General features: G+C 65.1%; 2 protein-coding genes (1 of these 2 cut by a window edge). Both read left to right on the forward strand.

The genetic code is table 11. The annotated features are described in order from the left end of the window. Complete coding sequence (locus tag AB4N64_RS04260) at positions 1–12,339, forward strand: non-ribosomal peptide synthetase (RefSeq protein WP_460122252.1); 12,339 nt, start codon at positions 1–3, stop codon at positions 12,337–12,339. Further along, positions 12,339–20,186, forward strand: partial view of a non-ribosomal peptide synthase/polyketide synthase gene (locus AB4N64_RS04265; RefSeq protein WP_460122254.1) — the 5' portion only. The gene runs 5,604 nt beyond the window's last position; the window shows 7,848 of its 13,452 coding nt (coding positions 1–7,848); it begins with the start codon at positions 12,339–12,341; its stop codon lies off the right edge, out of view. Before AB4N64_RS04260 ends, AB4N64_RS04265 begins: the two co-directional genes overlap by 1 nt.

Genomic DNA, 20,186 nt, shown 5'->3' on the forward strand with positions numbered 1-20,186 from the left:
ATGAATGCTGAAGACTCCTTGAAACTTGCTCGCCGGTTTATCGGGTTGCCTTTGGAGAAGCGCCAGATGTTCCTCGCGGCCTTGCACAAGGAGGGTGTGGATTTCGCCCGTTTTCCGATCCCCCAGGGGGTCGAGGCCGAGGACCGGCAGGCGCTGTCCTACGCTCAGCAACGCATGTGGTTTCTGTGGCAACTGGACCCGCACAGCGGTGCCTACAACTTGCCCGGTGCCGTGCGTCTGAAAGGTCGCCTCAACCCTGCGGCGCTGGATCAGGCGTTCGCAAGCCTGGTGGCGCGTCACGAAACCCTGCGCACGGTGTTCCAGCGTCAGGCTGACGAGCGCCTTGTGCAGGTGCCGGCCAGCACGGTGTTGCAAGTCGACAACGTCGACTTCAGCGCGCTACCGGCGCAGGAGCGCGAGCAGGCTGTGGCCCACGCCGCCCAGCAACAATCGTTGCTGCCGTTCGATCTGGCAGTCGACCCGTTGCTGCGGGTGCAGTTGCTCAAGCTGGCGGAGCAGGAACACGTGCTGCTGCTGACCTTGCACCACATCGTTTCCGACGGCTGGTCGATGAACGTGCTGATCGACGAGTTCATTCGCTGCTACGACGCCTTTGATGTCGGCCAGCAACCGCAACTGGCTGAGCTGCCGATCCAGTACAGCGACTACGCCCTGTGGCAACGTCGCTGGCTGGAGGCCGGCGAACAGGCTCGGCAATTGGAATACTGGCAGGCGCGGCTGGGCGACGAGCATCCCGTGCTGGAGTTGCCCATCGACCATCCGCGTCCGGCGATGCCGAGCTATCGCGGTACCCGCTACGAATTCGGCGTTGACGCCCGGTTGGCTGAACAACTGCGCGCCACCGCACAGAAGCACAACGTCACCCTGTTCATGCTGCTGCTCGGCGCGTTCAACGTGCTGCTGCACCGCTATACCGGGCAGACCGACATTCGCATCGGCGTGCCCATCGCCAACCGCAACCGCGGCGAAATCGAAGGTCTGATTGGTTTCTTCGTCAACACCCAGGTGCTGCGCACGCAACTGGACGGCCAGACCCGCGTGGCCGATCTGCTTGGCGCTATCAAGGAAACCGCCCTCGGCGCCCAGGCCCATCAGGACTTGCCGTTCGAGCGTCTGGTCGAGGCCTTGAAGCTGGAACGCAGCCTCAGCCACACTCCGCTGTTCCAGGTGATGTACAACCACCAGCCGCAAGTCGCGGACATTGCCACTGTCACCACCGCCTCGGGCCTGGAGCTGGGCGCCATCGAGTGGGAAGGGCGCACCACGCAGTTCGACCTCACCCTGGACACCTATGAAAAGGCCGGCACCCTCCACGCGGCGCTGACCTACGCGAATGACTTGTTCGACGCCTGTACCATCGAGCGTATGGCCCGACACTGGACTCGCCTGTTGCAGGGCATGGTCAGTGACAGCCAGCAACGCATCAGCGACTTGCCGCTGCTGGAAAGCGCCGAATACCAGCGCATCGTCCGTGACTGGAACCCTGCCAGCGATGGTTTTGCCGACAACCTGTGCATCCACGAACTGATCGCCCGGCAGGGGGCAGCAACTCCTGATGCACTGGCCGTGACCTTTGGCACATTGAACCTGAGCTACGCCGAACTCGACACCCAGGCCAACCGCCTGGCGCACAAGTTGATCGAGCTGGGCGTCGGCCCGGAAGTGCGGGTCGGCGTGGCCATGCAGCGTTCCGAACAACTGCTGGTGGCGCTGCTTGCGGTGCTCAAGGCCGGTGGCGCTTATGTGCCGCTGGACCCGGATTACCCGGCTGAGCGCGTGGCCTACATGCTTGAAGACAGCCGCGCTCGTGTGCTGATCAGCGAGTCGGCAGTGGCGCGGAACCTCGATGTGGCGAGCGACACTCAAGTGCTGTTGATGGACGACGCGCAAGAGTGGGCAAGCCGTCCGCACCATGCGCCGCTGAGCCGCGCCACGCCGGACAACCTCGCCTACGTGATCTACACCTCCGGTTCCACCGGCAAACCGAAAGGCGTGGCGATTGCCCATCGCAATGTGCTGGCGCTGATCGACTGGTCGCAATCGGTGTACAGCCGTGACGACGTCCAAGGTGTATTGGCGTCGACTTCGGTTTGCTTCGACCTGTCGGTGTGGGAGCTGTTCGTCACGCTGGCCAACGGCGGTTCGCTGGTCATTGCCCGTAACGCCCTGGAGTTGCCGCAATTGCCGGCACGGGATCAGGTGCGCCTGATCAACACCGTACCCTCGGCGATCAACGCCCTGCACGCGGCGGGGCAGATCCCGCCGAGCGTGCGCATCATCAACCTGGCGGGTGAGCCGCTGAAGCAGTCGCTGGTGGACGCGCTCTACGAGCAAGATACGGTCGAGCACGTCTACGACCTGTACGGCCCATCCGAAGACACCACTTATTCCACCTGGACCCGCCGCACCGCAGGTAGCATCGCCAACATCGGCCGCCCGCTGAAGCACACCGCCAGCTACCTGCTGGATGCCGACCTGCAACCGGTACCGCAAGGCGTCAGCGCCGAGCTGTACCTGGCAGGCGCCGGCATCACCCGTGGCTACCTCGGGCGCGCGGCGATGACCGCCGAGAAGTACGTGCCGAATCCGTTCGCTGGCAAGGGCGAGCGGATGTATCGCACCGGCGACCTCAGCCGTTACCACGCCGATGGCGTCATCGAGTACCGCGGGCGCATCGATCATCAGGTCAAGGTGCGCGGTTTCCGTATCGAACTCGGCGAAATCGAGGCGCGCCTGCTGCAACAGGCGGCCGTGCGCGAACTGGCGGTACTGGCCCAGGACAGCGGCCATGGCCAGCAACTGGTGGCCTACATAGTGCCCAGCGATACGGCCATTGTGGCGGGCGATGCCCACGCTCAGGTCGGCCTGCGTGAAACCCTCAAGGCCGCATTGCGCCAGTATCTGCCGGATTACATGGTCCCGGCGTACCTGCTGTTTCTCGACGCCTTGCCGTTGACCCCCAATGGCAAGCTCGACCGCAAGGCCCTGCCGGCAGTGGACGGCAGCCAGCAGCAGCGCGAACACGTCGCCCCCGGCAGCGCTCTGGAAAAAGCCCTCGCGGCAATCTGGCAAGACGTCCTGGCGGTTGACGCCATCGGCCTGGAAGACAACTTCTTCGAACTGGGTGGCGACTCCATCGTCTCGATGCAGGTGGTCAGCCGCGCCCGTCAGGCCGGCATCCTGTTGAGCCCCAAGGACCTGTTCCAGCATCAGACCCTGCGCAGCCTTGCGCAAGTGGCGCGCAGCGGCGAGCAGAACCTCATCGACCAAGGGCTGGCAACAGGCGCCGTGGCCCTGTCGCCGGTTCAGCATTGGTTCTTCGACCAAGCCATCCCCGAGCGTCAGCACTGGAACCAGTCGTTGTTGCTGATCCCTCGCGAGCGCCTCGACGGCGCAAGGCTGGATCAAGAGTTGCAGCGACTGCTCAAGCACCATGATGGTTTGCGTCTGCGTTATGAATTCGACGGCGCGCAATGGCAGCAGGCCTATGCCGGGCTGATGGCTGATTCGGTGTTGTGGCAGCGTCAGGCCGATTCGGCGCAGGCCTTGCTGGATCTGTGCGAAGAAGCCCAGCGCAGTCTCGACCTGCAACAGGGCCCGTTGCTGCGGGCGCTGTTGGTGGACCTGTACGACGGCAGCCAGCGCCTGCTGCTGGTGATCCATCACCTGGTGGTGGACGGTGTGTCGTGGCGGGTCCTGCTGGAAGACCTGCAACAGTGCTACCGACAGGGCGCGGCGTTGCCGGCCAAGACCAGCGCCTATCAGCACTGGGTCGCGCGCCTGCAAGCGCATCTGCCGGTGTTCCAGCACAGCCTCGATCACTGGCAGACGCAATTGCGCGACGCCTCGGGCGAGCTGCCGTGCGATCACGCCAATGGCGCCTTGGAAAACCGTTTCGAGCAGAAAGTCGAGATCCGCCTCGATGCCGCGCAAACCCGCAGGTTGTTACAGGATGCCCCGGCGGCCTACCGCACCCAGGTCAACGACCTCTTGCTGTCGGCGTTGGCGCGGGTGGTGTGCCGATGGACCGGGCAGGGCAGTACGTTGATTCAGCTCGAAGGTCATGGTCGCGAAGATCTGTTCGACGACATCGACCTGACCCGCACCGTCGGCTGGTTCACCAGCCTGTTCCCGGTCAACCTGACGCCGGGCGCCGAGGTCGGGGCTTCGATAAAGTCCATCAAGGAACAACTGCGCGCCGTGCCGGACAAGGGCCTGGGATATGGCGCATTGCGCTATCTGGCAGACCCAGCCATCGGCGCTGTGTTGGCGGCGCTGCCGACACCGCGCATCACCTTCAATTACCTGGGCCAGTTCGACCGCCAGTTCGACGAGGCGGCGTTGTTCGTGCCGTCGAGCGAAGGCCACGGCGCGGCGCAGGATCCGTCTGCACCGCTGGCCAACTGGCTGACGGTCGAAGGCCAGGTGTATGGCGGCGAATTGGCCATGAGCTGGGGTTTCAGCAGCGAGATGTTCGACCGTCGCACCATCGAGCAACTGGCCGGGCAGTACGCCACCGAACTCGAGGCGGTAATCGAGCATTGCTGCGCCCTCGAAAGCCCGCAGGCTACCCCGTCGGACTTCCCGCTGGCGCGCCTGACTCAGGCGCAGCTCGACGGATTGCCGGTTGCCGCCGGCCAGTTGGACGACCTGTACCCGCTGTCGCCGATGCAACAGGGCCTGTTGTTCCACACCCTGTACGAGCAGGCGGCGGGCGAGTACATCAATCAACTGCGGGTCGACGTTCAGGGCCTCGACCCCGAACGTTTCCGCGCCGCGTGGCAGGCGACCGTCGACGCCCAGGACATTCTGCGAACCGGTTTCGTGTGGCAGCTTGAGCAGCCGATCCAGATCGTGCACAAGCAGGTGAAATTGCCGTTCAGCGTGCTCGACTGGCGCGATCGCAGTGATCTGGCTGATGCATTGGCCGCTCTGGCAGATGTCGAGCGCCAGCAGGGCTTCGATCTCGGCCAGGCGCCGTTGCTGCGTCTGGTGCTGGTGCAAACGGCTGCGAATGACTGGCACCTGATCTACACCCATCACCATATCCTCATGGATGGCTGGAGCAATTCGCAACTGCTGGGGGAAGTGCTGCAACGTTATCGCGGCCACACCCCGCCGGCCGCTGCCGGGCGTTATGGCGACTACATCGGCTGGTTGCAACGCCAAAATGCACAAGCCAGCGAGGATTACTGGCGCGAACAACTGGCGCTGTTGCAGGAGCCGACGCGCCTGGCCCAGGTGGTGGCTGGGAGCGGCAGCCTGAGCGGTCATGGCGATCATTTCCTCAGCCTGACGCCTGCGCACACCCAATCGCTGGAAGCGTTTGCCCGCCAGCAAAAAGTCACCGTCAACACCCTGGTGCAAGCGGCGTGGCTGCTGTTGCTGCAACGCTACACCGGCCATGAATGCGTGGCGTTCGGCGCCACGGTCGCCGGTCGGCCGGCTGACATCCCCGGCATCGAGCAACAGGTCGGCCTGTTCATCAACACCTTGCCAGTGATCGGCATGCCGCGTCCGGACCAGACTGTGGCGGCCTGGCTGCAGGCGGTGCAGGCGCAAAACCTCAGCCTGCGCGAGTTCGAGCACACGCCGCTGGCGGACGTGCAGCGCTGGGCCGGGCAGAGCGGCGAAGCGCTGTTCGACAACATCCTGGTATTCGAGAACTACCCGATTGCCCAGGCGCTGCAACAGGGCGCCGAGCAGGGTGTGGTGTTTGGCGAAGTCGCCAACCTGGAACAGACCCACTACCCGCTGAGCATCGCCGTGACCCTGGGCCAGGCGCTGGCCCTGCAGTTGAGCTTCGACCGGGCACTGTTCCCGCTGGCGGCCATCGAGCGCATCGGCGGCCACTTGTTGCATTTGCTGGCGCAATTCAGCGAATCCGCCGAGCGTCGCCTGGGCGAAATCGCCCTGACCAACGCGGACGAACTGGCCGAGCAGCAAGCCGCCAACCACCCGCAACCGTACCCGGTCGACGTGGCGGTCCATCAACGCATCGCCGAATGGGCAGCGCAGCAACCTGAACGCACGGCGGTAATCTTCGCCGGTCGCCGCTTCAGCTTTGGTGAGATCGACCAGCGCGCCAACCGCCTGGCCCACGCGCTGATTGCCCGGGGTGTCGGCCCGGAAAGCCGGGTTGGCGTGGCCTTGCCGCGCAGCGAAGGGGTGATCATCGCGCTGCTGGCGGTGCTCAAGGCCGGGGGCGCCTATGTGCCGCTGGACACCCGTTACCCACGCGATCGCCTGGCCTACCTGATTGAGGATTCGGGCCTGGCCCTGTTGCTGACCGACTCTTCGGTGTCGGCGCAATTGCCGGTCAATGGCACAGTGTTGGAGCTGGACCGTCTTGTCCTCGACGACCAGCCAACCAGCGCGCCGCAAGTGACTCTCGACCCGCAGCACCTGGCTTACGTGATTTACACCTCAGGCTCTACAGGTAACCCGAAGGGCGTCAGCGTCGCCCACGGCCCGCTGGCCATGCACTGCCAGGCCATCGGCGAGCGCTACGAGATGCGCGACAGCGATTGCGAATTCCATTTCATGTCCTTCGCCTTCGACGGCGCCCATGAGCGCTGGCTGACCAGCCTGACCCATGGCGCGTCGCTGCTGATCCGCGACGACAGCCTGTGGACCCCGGAGCAAACCTGCAACGCCATGCGCGAACATGGTGTGACAGTGGTGGCATTCCCACCGGTGTACCTGCAACAACTGGCCGAGCATGCCGAGCGCGAAGGCCACCCGCCGAAAGTGCGTATCTACTGCTTCGGCGGCGACGCCGTGCCGGCTGCCAGTTTCGAGCGGGTCAAGCGTGCGCTCGACCCGGACTACATCATCAACGGCTACGGCCCGACCGAAACCGTGGTCACGCCACTGATCTGGAAAGCCGGACGCGAGGTGCCCTGCGGCGCCGCCTATGCGCCCATCGGCAGCCGCATCGGCGACCGCAGTGCCTACGTGCTCGACGCCGACCTGAACCTGTTGCCCCACGGCATGGCGGGCGAGCTGTACCTGGGCGGCACCGGGCTGGCCCGGGGTTACCTGAACCGTCCGGGCCTGACCGCCGAGCGCTTTGTTGCAGACCCGTTCAGCACCGTCGGCGGTTTGCTGTACCGCACCGGCGACCTGGTGCGCCAACGCATCGACGGCACCTTCGACTACCTGGACCGCATCGACAACCAGGTGAAAATTCGCGGCTTCCGCATTGAACTGGGGGAAGTCGAAGCCAGCCTGCAAGCCCTCGCCGGGGTGCGCGAAGCGGTGGTCGTGGCCCAGGAAGGCAGCGCCGGCAGCGGCAAGCGCCTGGTCGCCTACGTGGTGGTCGATGCGGTGAATGCCGCGCGCAGCGATTTTGCCGAACAGCTGCGCGAGCAGCTCAAGGCCACGTTGCCGGCGCACATGGTGCCGGCCTACGTGCTGGTGCTGGAACGCCTGCCGCTGACGCCCAATGGCAAGCTTGACCGCAAGAACCTGCCCAAGCCCGATGTCAGCCAATTGCAGCAAACCTACATGGCGCCGCAAAGCGCGCTGGAGCAGCAACTGGCCGCGATCTGGCAAGACGTGCTGAAGCTGGAGCGGGTGGGCCTGGGCGACAACTTCTTTGAACTGGGCGGGGACTCGATCGTCTCGATCCAGGTGGTCAGCCGCGCTCGTCATGCCGGGATTCGTTTTACTCCGAAAGACCTCTTCCAGCACCAGACCATCCAGGCCCTGGCCGTGGTGGCGCGGGTTGGCGAGGCGCCGCCACTGATTGAGCAAGGACCGGTCAGCGGTGAGCTGGCATTGCTGCCGGTGCAGCGATTGTTCTTCGAGCAGGCCATCCCGGAGCGCCAGCACTGGAACCAGGCGGTGATGCTCAAACCCACGCAACCGCTCGACACCCATCTGCTGGAGCAAGCACTCGGCGCGCTGGTGGATCATCACGACGGCCTGCGCCTGAGCTTCATCGAGCAGGCGGATGGCTGGCATGCCCATTACCAGGCGCCCGGCAGCCAGCATGATGCGCTGGTGTGGGCGGTCGACGTGGCCGATGTCAGCGAACTGGAAGTCGCTGCCAGCCGGGCACAACGCAGCTTGAATCTTCAGCAGGGTCCGCTCCTGCGGGCGCTGCTGGCAAACCTCGGCGACGGCAGCCAGCGACTGATGCTGGCGATCCATCACCTGGTGGTGGACGGCGTGTCGTGGCGGATTCTGTTTGACGACCTGCAAACGGCCTATGGCCAACTGGCCCAGGGCCGAGCGCTGCAACTGCCGACGAAAACCACCTCGGCCAGGGCCTGGGCGCAACAGTTGCAAACCTATGCCCGCAGCCCGTCGTTACAAGCCGAACTGGCCAACTGGCAACAGCGGCTTTCCGGTGCCGACGGCGCGCTGCCGCTGGACAACCCCGCAGGCAGCCTGCAAAACCGCCACGCCGTGACGGTGCGCACGCAACTGGACCGCGACCTCACCCGGCAACTGCTGCAAGACGCCCCTAAAGCCTATCGCACCCAGGTCAACGACCTGCTGCTGACCGCGCTGGCCCGCGTCATCGTGCGCTGGACCAGCGCCGACAGTGCGTTGATCCAGCTTGAAGGCCATGGTCGCGAAGAACTGTTCGACGGCGTCGACCTGACCCGCACCGTCGGCTGGTTCACCAGCCTGTACCCGGCGCGCCTGACCCCGGTGGCCGAGCTGGGTGATTGCCTGAAACAGATCAAGGAACAACTGCGCTCGATCCCTGACAAGGGCCTCGGTTTCGGCGCGCTGGCCCACCTGGGCGACGCCGCTGGGCAGCAAATCCTCGCCCAATTGCCAGTGCCACGCCTGACCTTCAACTACCTGGGCCAGTTCGACGGCAGTTTCAACGCCGAAGGTGGCGCGTTGTTCGTGCCGTCCGGCGAAGCGGCCGGGGACGAACTGGATGCTGCGGCGCCACTGGCCAACCAACTGGCGCTCAATGGTCAGGTTTACGGCGGTGAGCTGACCCTGGGCTGGACCTTCAGCCGCGAGATGTTCCATGAAGCGACCATTCAGCGCCTGGCCGACGACTACGCTCACGAACTGCACGCGTTGATCACCCATTGCTGCGCGGCCGGCCACGGCGGTGTCACGCCGTCGGACTTCCCGCTGGCCCGGCTCAGCCAGGCGCAACTGGATCGCCTGCCGCTGCCGGCGGCGCTGATCGAGGACGTGTACCCGCTGTCGCCGATGCAACAGGGCATGCTCTTCCACGCCGTTTACCAGGAAACCTCGAGCGACTACATCAACCAGATGCGCCTCGACGTCGAAGGCCTCGACCCCGAACGCTTCCATCAGGCCTGGCAGGCGGCGGTCGAAGCCCACGACATCCTGCGCACGCGTTTTGTCTGGCAGGGTGAGTTGCCGGCGCCGGTGCAAGTCGTCAGCAAACATGCGCCGATGCCTTACGGCTTGCACGACCTGCGAGCGCACCCACAGCCGGAACAGGCCCTGCGGGAACTGGCCGACCGCGAGCGCCAGCAACTGCACCTCGGTGATGCCAGCCTGCTGCGCCTGGTGATTGTGCGTCTTGATGAGCGGCGCCATCACCTGATCTACACCAACCACCACATCCTCATGGACGGCTGGAGCAATTCGCAGTTGCTCGGTGAAGTGCTGCAACGCTACAGCGGGCAGGTTGTCGCGGGCCAGACCGGGGGCTACCGAGATTACATTGCCTGGCTGCAACGCCAGGATGCTGCGGCCAGCGAAGCGTTCTGGGTGCCGGCCTTGCGCGAGCTGGAAGAACCGACGCGACTGGCTCAGACCCTTACGCCGCCAGCGCCCGGCGAGCACGGTTACGGCGATCATTTCCAGGTGCTGGACGCTGGGCTGACTGCACAATTGGGCGAATTCGCCCGGGCCTCGAAAGTCACGGTCAACACCCTGGTGCAGGGCGCGTGGCTGCTGCTGTTGCAGCGCTACACCGGCAAGGGCACCGTGGCGTTCGGTGCCACGGTCGCCGGGCGTCCGGCGGAACTGCCGGGTGTGGAGCAGCAGATTGGCCTGTTCATCAACACCTTGCCGGTGATCGCCACGCCGCGTGCCGAGCATTCACTGGCCAGTTGGTTGCAGGTGTTGCAGGCGCACAACCTGGCGTTGCGCGAGTTCGAACACACGCCGTTGTTTGATATCCAGCGTTGGGCCGGGCAGGGCGGAGAAGCGCTGTTCGACACCTTGATGGTGTTCGAGAACTACCCGGTCTCCCAGGCGCTGGAGCAGGGTGCGCCACAAGGGTTGCGCTTCGGCCCGGTGGCGAGCCGCGAACAGACCAACTACCCGCTGACCTTGCTGGTGAGCCTGGACCACGAACTGCAACTGCATTTCAGCTACCAGCGCAACGCGTTCGCCGCGCCGGCCTTGGCGCAAATGGCCAGTCAGTTGCAACATCTGCTGAGCCAGATGACCAAGGGCGGCGAACGTTGCCTCGGCGAGTTAACGTTGCTCGATCCGGCACAGCAACAGCGCATCGTCGACGACTGGAACCTCACGGGCGAGGGCTTTGCCGACAACCTGTGCATCCACGAGTTGATCGCCCGGCAGGGGGCAGCAACTCCTGATGCACTGGCCGTGACCTTCGGCACATTGACCTTGAGCTACGCCGAACTCGACACCCAGGCCAACCGCTTGGCGCACAAGCTGATCGAGCTGGGTGTCGGCCCGGAAGTGCGGGTCGGCGTGGCCATGCAGCGTTCCGAACAACTGCTGGTGGCACTGCTCGCGGTGCTCAAGTCCGGTGGCGCCTACGTGCCGCTGGACCCGGATTACCCCGCCGAGCGTGTGGCCTACATGCTTGAAGACAGCCGCGCTCGTGTGCTGATCAGCGAGTCGGCGGTGGCGCAGAACCTCACCGTGGCCAGCGACACTCAAGTGCTGCTGATGGATGCCGCGCAGGGATGGGCGGGTTATCCACAGCACGCGCCGCTGAGCCGCGCCACGCCGGACAACCTCGCCTACGTGATCTACACCTCGGGCTCTACTGGTAAACCAAAAGGCGTAGCCATCGCCCATCGCAACGTGCTGGCGCTGATCGACTGGTCGCAATCGGTGTACAGCCGTGACGACATCCAAGGTGTATTGGCCTCAACCTCGGTGTGCTTCGATCTGTCGGTGTGGGAGCTGTTCGTCACCCTGGCCAACGGCGGTTCGCTGGTCATTGCCCGTAACGCCCTGGAGTTGCCGCAGTTGCCGGCGCGGGATCAGGTACGCCTGATCAACACCGTGCCGTCGGCGATCAACGCGCTGCACGCGGCGGGGCAGATTCCACCGAGCGTGCGCATCATCAACCTGGCGGGCGAGCCTTTGAAGCAGTCGCTGGTCGATGCGCTTTACCAACAGCCAACGGTCGAACACGTCTACGACCTCTACGGCCCGTCCGAAGACACCACTTATTCCACCTGGACCCGCCGCGCCGCCGGCGGCACGGCAAACATCGGCCGGCCGCTGAAGCACACCGCCAGCTACCTGCTGGATGCCAACCTGCAACCGGTGCCGCAGGGCGTCAGTGCCGAGCTGTACCTGGCCGGTGCCGGCATCACCCGTGGCTATCTGGGGCGCGCGGCGATGACCGCCGAGAAGTACGTGCCGAATCCGTTCGCTGGCAAGGGCGAGCGGATGTATCGCACCGGCGACCTCAGCCGTTACCACGCCGATGGCGTCATCGAGTACCGCGGGCGGATCGACCATCAGGTGAAGATCCGCGGTTTCCGCATCGAGCTGAGCGAAATCGAAACCCGCCTGCTGCAACAAGCGGGTGTCGATGAGGTGGCGGTGCTCGCCCAGGACGTCGCCGGGGGCCAGCAACTGGTCGCCTACGTGGTGGCCGGCTCACTGGCGCTCGACGATGCCGAGGCGCAACGCCAGCTGCGCGAGGAACTCAAGGCACGCCTCAAGAACAGCCTGCCCGAGTACATGGTGCCGGCCCACTGGTTGTTCCTTGCGCAATTGCCACTGACCCCCAACGGCAAGCTCGACCGCAAGGCCCTGCCGGCGGCCGATGCCAGCCACCTGCAAGCGAGCTTCGTGGCGCCGGTCAGCGAGCTGGAACAGCAGGTCGCGGCGATCTGGCAGCAAGTGCTGACCCTGGACCGCGTGGGCCGGAGTGACCACTTCTTCGAGCTCGGCGGGCATTCGCTGCTGGCGGTGAACGTGGTGTCGCGGCTGCAACTGGAACTGGGGCTGAAACTGACCCCGCAACTGATTTTTCAATACCCCGTACTGACAGATTTCGTCAGCCGTCTGGCCGCTGCCGGTGAGCAGGTCGACTCGTTGAAACTGAGCAAGCTGGACGCCCTGCTTGACGAAATGGAGGAAGCTTGATGGATACCAATGTCGCTTTGAAGATTGCGCGGCGCTTCATTACTTTGCCGCTCGACAAGCGCAGGGTGTATCTGCAAAAGATGCTTGAAGAAGGGGTGTCGCCGGCCAACCTGCCGATCCCGGAAACCCAGTCGCAGTTCGATCCGGTGCCACTTTCCTTCGCTCAGGAACGCCAGTGGTTCCTCTGGCAGATGGACGAAACCAGCGCCGCCTACAACATCCCCAGCGCCCTGCACTTGCACGGGGAGCTGGATGTGGCGGCACTGGAACGCAGCTTCAATGCCCTGATCGAGCGCCACCAGAGCCTGCGCACCACCTTCCGCCAGCAGGATGACCGTGCGGAGCAGGTGATCCACGCGCACATGGCGTTGACCGTCGATGTGCATGAACTGGATCTATCGCCGGCGGCATTACCCCGTGATGCGCAGGTCGAGGCCTTCGTCGCCACGCAAACCGCGCTGCCGTTCGACCTGATCAACGGCCCGCTGCTGCGCGTCAGCCTGTTGCATCTGGGCGCCGCTGAACACATGCTGACCCTGACCCAGCACCACATCGCCTCCGATGGCTGGTCGATGCGGGTCATGGTCGAAGAGCTGCTGCACCTCTACAACGCCTACCGTCAGGGTCAGGCACCGGCATTGCCGGCGCTGTCGATCCAATACGCCGACTACGGCATCTGGCAGCGGCACTGGATGGAAGCCGGTGAGCGCGAGCGTCAGTTGGCTTACTGGCAAACGCAGTTGGGCCATGAACACCCGGTGCTGGAGCTTCCCACGGATCATGCGCGCCCGGCGGTGCAGAGCCTGCGCGGTGCGCGGGTCGAACTGGCGCTACCGGCGACGCTGGCTGAGCAACTGCGCGCGGTCGCCAAGGCCCAGGACGTCACGCTGTTCATGCTGTTGCTGGCTTCGTTCCAGACCTTGCTGCACCGCTACAGCGGCCAGGCCGACATTCGCGTCGGCGTGCCGACCGCCAACCGCAACCGGGTCGAGACCGAGCGGCTGGTTGGCTTCTTCGTCAACACCCAGGTGCTGCGCAGCGAACTGGAGCCGCAGGCACGCTTCAGCACGCTGCTGGCCCAGGTCAAGCACACAGTGGTGGCGGCCCAGGCCCATCAGGATTTGCCTTTCGAGCAACTGGTCGAAGCGCTGCAACCGGAACGCAGCCTGAGCTACAGCCCGCTGTTCCAGGTCATGTACAACCACCAGGGCAGCACCGGCGGTAGTCAGGCCCGCGCCAACACCCAGGCGCTGACGATTGAACACCTGCGCCAGCCTGCGCATACCGCGCAGTTCGACCTGACCCTGGAAACCTTCGACGACGCCCAGGGCCTTGGCGCGCAGTTGACCTACGCTTCCGACCTGTTTGAGCGCGAGACCATCGAACGTCTCGCCCGCCATTGGCAAAATTTGTTGCGCAGCGTCGTCGCCGACCCGCAACAGAGGGTGGGCGAGTTGGCGCTGCTGGACAGCGAAGAACAACATCAGGTGCTGGTGGACTGGAACCACAGCGCCGCCGAGTATCCGCGCGACTGGTGCATCCATCAGTTGATCGAAGCCCAGGCCCAGCGAACGCCAGCGGCCACGGCGCTGGTGTTCGACGGGCAGGCGCTGGATTACGCGCAGCTCAACGGCCGGGCCAACCAACTGGCCCATCGCCTGATCGAGCTGGGTGTCGGTCCGGATCGACTGGTGGGCATCGCCATTGATCGCAGCCTTGAAATGCTCGTCGGCTTGCTGGCGATCCTCAAGGCCGGTGGCGCTTACGTGCCGCTCGATCCGCAGTATCCGCAGGACCGCCTGGCCCACATGATCGAGGACAGCGGCCTGCAATTGCTGCTGACCCAGGCGCATTTGCTGGACGCCTTGCCGATTCCACGTGAGGTGCAAACGCTGCTGCTCGACCCGCAGGGCCTGCACGCCAGCGGCTATAGCGAAGCGAATCCGCAGGTGCGCATCGACGGCGAAAACCTCGCCTATGCGATCTACACCTCCGGTTCCACCGGCAAGCCCAAGGGCGTGATGGTGCGCCATCAGGCGCTGGTGAATTTCGTCACCAGCATGGTCCGTGCGCCAGGGCTTACAGCCTGTGACCGCATGCTGTCGCTGACCACCTTCTCGTTCGATATTTTTGGCCTGGAAATCTACGGCCCGCTGCTCTGCGGGGCGAGCGTGGTGCTGGTGGACAAACAGACCGCCCAGGACCCGCAGGCGCTGCTGACTTTGATCGACGCGCAGCAGGTCAGCGTCGTGCAGGCCACGCCCTCGACTTGGCGCATGCTGCTGGATCACGAGCAGGCGCCAATCCTGCGCGGCTGCAAATTCTTCTGCGGCGGCGAAGCCCTGGCCGACGACCTGGCCCAGCGCATGCTGGGGCTGGCGGGGCAGGTGTGGAACCTCTATGGCCCGACCGAAACCACCATCTGGTCGGCGGCCTGGCAACTGACCGAAGACCAGCGCCGGCCATACCTCGGCCAGCCGATTGCCAACACCACGCTGTACATCCTCGGTGACGAACTGGCGCCGAACCCGGCGGGCGCCATCGGCGAACTGCTGATCGGCGGCGATGGCCTGGCCCGTGGTTACCACGACCGCCCGGCGCTGACCGCCGAGCGTTTCCTGCCCGATCCGTTCGGCCAGGGTTCGCGGCTGTACCGCACCGGCGACCTGGCGCGCTACCGCCACGACGGCGTGCTCGAATACATGGGGCGCATCGACCATCAGGTGAAGATTCGCGGCTTCCGCATCGAATTGGGGGAAATCGAAGCGCGCCTGCTTGAGCAGCCCGACGTGCGCGAGGTGGTGGTATTGGCCCAAGAGGCGCTGGGCAGCCAGCAACTGGTGGCCTATGTGGTGGCCCCGCAATTGGACCTCGATGACCCCGAGGCGCAGCAACAACGGCGTGACCAACTCAAGTCTGCGCTGAAGGGATGCCTGCCGGAGTTCATGGTGCCCGCGTACCTGCTGTTCCTGGCGCACCTGCCGCTGACCCCGAACGGCAAACTCAACCGCAAGGCCCTGCCGGCCGCCGATGTCAACCAGTTGCAGGCGCAGTACCGGGCGCCGCGCAGTGAACGCGAGCAGCAGGTGGCCGCCATCTGGCAGGACGTGCTCAAGCTTGAGCGCGTGGGCCTGGACGACAACTTCTTCGAACTGGGCGGCCACTCGCTGCTGGTCACCCAGGTGGTGTCGCGGGTGCGTCGCCTGCTGGACATTCAGGTGCCGCTGCGCAGCCTGTTCGAGCACAGTGTACTGGCGGATTTCGTCCAGGCCCTGGACGCCGGGCAGGGCGACCAGCCAGCGGTGATCAGCCGTGTGTCGCGCGAGCAGCCGCTGCCGTTGTCGTTTGCCCAGGAACGCCAGTGGTTCCTGTGGAAACTCGACCCGCACAGCGCCGCCTACAACATTCCCACTGCGTTGCGCCTGCGCGGTGCACTGGACAAGCCCGCGCTGCGACGCAGCTTCGCAGACCTGGTGGAGCGTCATGAAAGCCTGCGCACCACCTTCGTCGAGGACGACGGGCGCACCGTGCAGGTGATCGAGTCGAGTGGCCACATCGATTTGCGTGAGGAGCGCCTCGCGCAGGGCGACGAGGCCAGCATCCGGGCCTTCGTCGAAGCTGAGACCCAGCGCCCGTTCAACCTGCTCGACGGTGAGCGGGTGCGCTGCGTGCTGTTGCAGGTCGGTGAGCAGGACCACGTGCTGATCCTGACCATGCACCACATCGTCTCCGACGCCTGGTCGTTGCAGGTGCTGATCGACGATCTGCTGGCGCTTTACTCGGCCCAGCCATTGCCGGTCTTGCCGGTGCAGTACGCCGACTACGCCGTGTGGCAACGCCAGTGGATGGCGGCCGGCGAGCGCGAGCGCCAGTTGGCGTACTGGACCGGGCAACTGGGCAGTGAACAACCGCTGCTGGAATTGCCGACTGATCATCCACGCCCGGCGCAACAGAGTTTTGCCGGCGCACGCCTGCAGGTGGGCATCGAGCCGGCCTTGGCCGCCGAGCTGAAAGCCCTGGCCCGCCGCGAAAACGTCACCCTGTTCATGCTGTTGCTGGCCTCGTTCCAGGCGTTGCTGCACCGCTACAGCGGCCAGGCCGACATCCGCGTCGGCGTGCCGATCGCCAACCGTAACCGCCTGGAAACCGAGCGCCTGATCGGCTTCTTCGTCAACACCCAGGTGCTGCGTGCCGAGTTCGATAGCTCGATGAGCGGCGCCCAGTTGCTGCAACAGGTCAGGCAGACGGCGATGGCCGCACAAATGCATCAGGACCTGCCGTTCGAGCAACTGGTGGATGCCTTGCAGGTGCAGCGCAACCTCAGCCACAGCCCGCTTTTCCAGGCGATGTTCAACCATCGCACTGAAGCCGAGTCGAACATGGCCGCCGCATTGCCGGGCCTTGAGCTGGACACCCTCAGATGGGAGCACCGCAACTCGCAGTTCGACCTGACCCTGGACACCAGCGACAACCCGCAAGGGCTGCACGCCTCGTTGACCTACGCCACCGACCTGTTCGAGGCCGCCACCATCGAACGCATGGGGCGCCACTGGGTGAACCTGCTGCGGGGCCTCGCGGCCGACGTGAACCGTCCGCTGGCGCAACTGGCCTTGCTCGATGACGACGAGCGCCAGCGCATGGTCGCCGACTGGAACGCCACGGCAACCGATTACCCGTTGCAGCGCCCGGTACACGCCCTGATCGAAGAGCAGGTGGCCAACGCGCCGGACGCCTGCGCGCTGGTATTCGGCGAGCAGCGCCTGAGCTACGCCGCGCTCAATGCACGGGCCAACCGGTTGGCGCAGGTGTTGATCGAGCAGGGCGTCGGCCCAGATGTGCTGGTGGGCATCGCCGTGGAGCGCTCGGTGGAAATGGTCGTCGGCCTGCTGGCGATCCTCAAGGCCGGCGGTGCCTACGTGCCGCTGGACCCGGAGTACCCGGCCGAACGCCTGGCCTACCTGTTCGAAGACAGCGGCATCGAACTGCTGCTGACGCAAAACCACCTGCTGGGGCACCTGCCGATTCCGCCGGGCCTGCGCAGCCTGGTGCTGGATCAGGACGACGACTGGCTGGGCGGGCGCAGCGACGCCAACCCGTGCCTGGCCCTGGACCCGGAAAACCTCGCTTATGTGATCTACACCTCCGGCTCCACCGGCAAACCCAAGGGTGCGGCCAACCGTCACTCGGCGCTGGTCAACCGCCTGTGCTGGATGCAGCAGGCCTATGGCCTGGACGCCAGCGACAAGGTCCTGCAAAAGACCCCGTTCAGTTTCGACGTGTCGGTCTGGGAGTTCTTCTGGCCGCTGCTGACCGGTGCCACCCTGGTAGTCGCCGCCCCCGGCGCGCATCGCGATCCGGCAAAACTGATCGAGCTGATCACCGCGCACGGCATCACCACGCTGCACTTCGTGCCTTCGATGTTGCAGGTGTTCGTGCAGGACCCGGCCGTGGCCACCTGCACCAGCCTGACGCGCATCGTGTGCAGCGGCGAGGCCCTGCAAGTGGACGCGCAGCAGCAGGTGTTCGCCAAGTTGCCCAACGCCTCGCTGTACAACCTCTATGGCCCGACCGAAGCGGCCATCGACGTGACCCACTGGACCTGTGTCGATGAAGGGCATGACGGGGTGCCGATCGGCCAGCCGATTGCCAACCTGTCCACCTACATCCTCGACGCTGAACTGGCGCCGTTGCCGGTGGGCGTGATTGGTGAGCTGTACCTGGGCGGCGAAGGCTTGGCGCGGGGTTATCACCGACGTCCGGCACTGACCGCCGAGCGTTTTGTCACCAGCCCGTTCGGCGCAGGCGCACGCCTGTACCGCACCGGCGACCTGGCCCGTTACCGCGCCGATGGCGTGATTGAATACGCCGGACGCATCGACCATCAGGTGAAAGTCCGTGGTCTGCGCATCGAGCTGGGCGAGATCGAAGCGCGCCTGGCCGAGCACGACGCCGTGCGGGAAACCGTGGTCATCGCCCAGGACGGCACAATGCTGGTGGCTTACGTGGTGCCCGTCGACACCGCGCTGCTGCACGCCGACGACGCCAGCCACCATGCCCTGGCGCAAGTGTTCAAGGCGCACCTGGGCCAAAGCCTGCCGGACTACATGGTGCCGCAGCATTGGCAGTGGCTGGAGAAAATGCCGGTCAGCCCCAACGGCAAACTGGAACGCAGGGCGCTGCCCAAGGCTGACATCCAGACCAGCAGCCACGCCTACAGCGCACCGACCACGGCGGTGGAACAGGCGCTGGTGCAGATCTGGCAAAGCGTGCTCGGGCGTGAGCAAATTGGCACCGGCGATAATTTCTTCGAGCTGGGCGGCGACTCGATCATCTCGATCCAGGTGGTCAGCCGCGCCCGTCAGGTCGGGATTCATTTCAACCCCAAGGATCTGTTCCTGCACCAGACCGTACAAAGTCTGGCCGCAGTGGCCACGGTGGGCGAAGGTGCGTTGAGCATCGAGCAAGGCCCCGTGACCGGCTCGACGCCGTTGTTGCCGTTCCAACAGTTGTTCTTCGAACGTGACCTGGCCGAGCCGCACCACTGGAACCAGTCGGTGATGCTCAAGAGCGCCAAGCCGTTGCACGCCGACCACCTGCAACGGGCGTTGCAGGCGCTGGTGAGGCACCATGACGCCCTGCGCCTTTCGTTCAACCTGGAGAATGGCGCCGTGCTCGCCAGCCACCGCGATCTGGCCGAGCAGCCCCTGCTGTGGCAGGCCAATGTCGCGGATACCGAGGCCCTCGAACAGTTGGCCGAACAGGCCCAGCGCAGCCTCGACCTCGCCAACGGCCCGCTGCTGCGTGCGGTGCTGGCGAACATGGCCGATGGCAGCCAGCGCTTGTTGCTGGTGATCCATCACCTGGTGGTCGATGGCGTGTCGTGGCGCATCCTTCTGGAAGATCTGCAACAGGCTTACGAACAGTTGCAGGCTGGCCAGGCGCTCAAGCTGCCGGCCAAGACCAGTTCCACCCAGGCCTGGGCGCGCCGTCTGCAAGCCCATGCCGATAGTTCCGCGATGCAAGCGCAGCTCGGTTTCTGGACCGCGCAGTTGCACGGCGCGCCGGTGGACCTGCCGTGTGATCGACCTCACGGCGAATTGCACAACCGCCATGCGCTGCATGTCGAGACTCGACTCGACTCGCAACGGACCCGCCAACTTTTGCAGCAGGCGCCCGCCGCCTACCGCACGCAGATCAACGACCTGCTGCTGACGGCGCTGGCGCAGGTGATCGGCGACTGGACCGGTCAAGCCTCGACCCTGATCCAGCTCGAAGGCCACGGCCGCGAAGCGTTGTTCGACGACCTGGACCTCGGCCGCAGCGTCGGCTGGTTCACCAGCCTGTTCCCGGTTCGCCTCACCCCGGCCGCTGATACCGCTGCGTCGATCAAGGCGATCAAGGAGCAACTGCGCGCCATTCCCGACAGGGGTTTGGGGTTTGGCGCGTTGCGCTACCTGGGCAACGAGCAGGCACGGCAGACCCTCAAGGCATTGCCCGTGCCGCGCATAACCTTCAACTACCTGGGCCAGTTCGACGCCGGTTTCACCGACGACGCACTGTTCACCCCGGCCAGCGAATCGGCGGGCGCCCACCAGAGCCCGCAAGCGGCGCTGGATAACTGGCTGACCCTCAATGGCCGGGTGTATGGCGGCGAGCTGAGCATCGCCTGGACCTTCAGCGGGCAGATGTTCGACGCAGTGACCATCGAGCGCCTGGCCCAAGCCTATGGTCGCGAGCTGGAGCGCCTGATCGAACACTGCTGCCAGCCGTTGCACCAGGGCCTGACGCCGTCCGACTTCCCACTGGCCGCGCTGAACCAGGCACAACTCGACACCCTGGCGGTCACA

Source organism: Pseudomonas sp. S2_C03 (genome assembly GCF_054668405.1).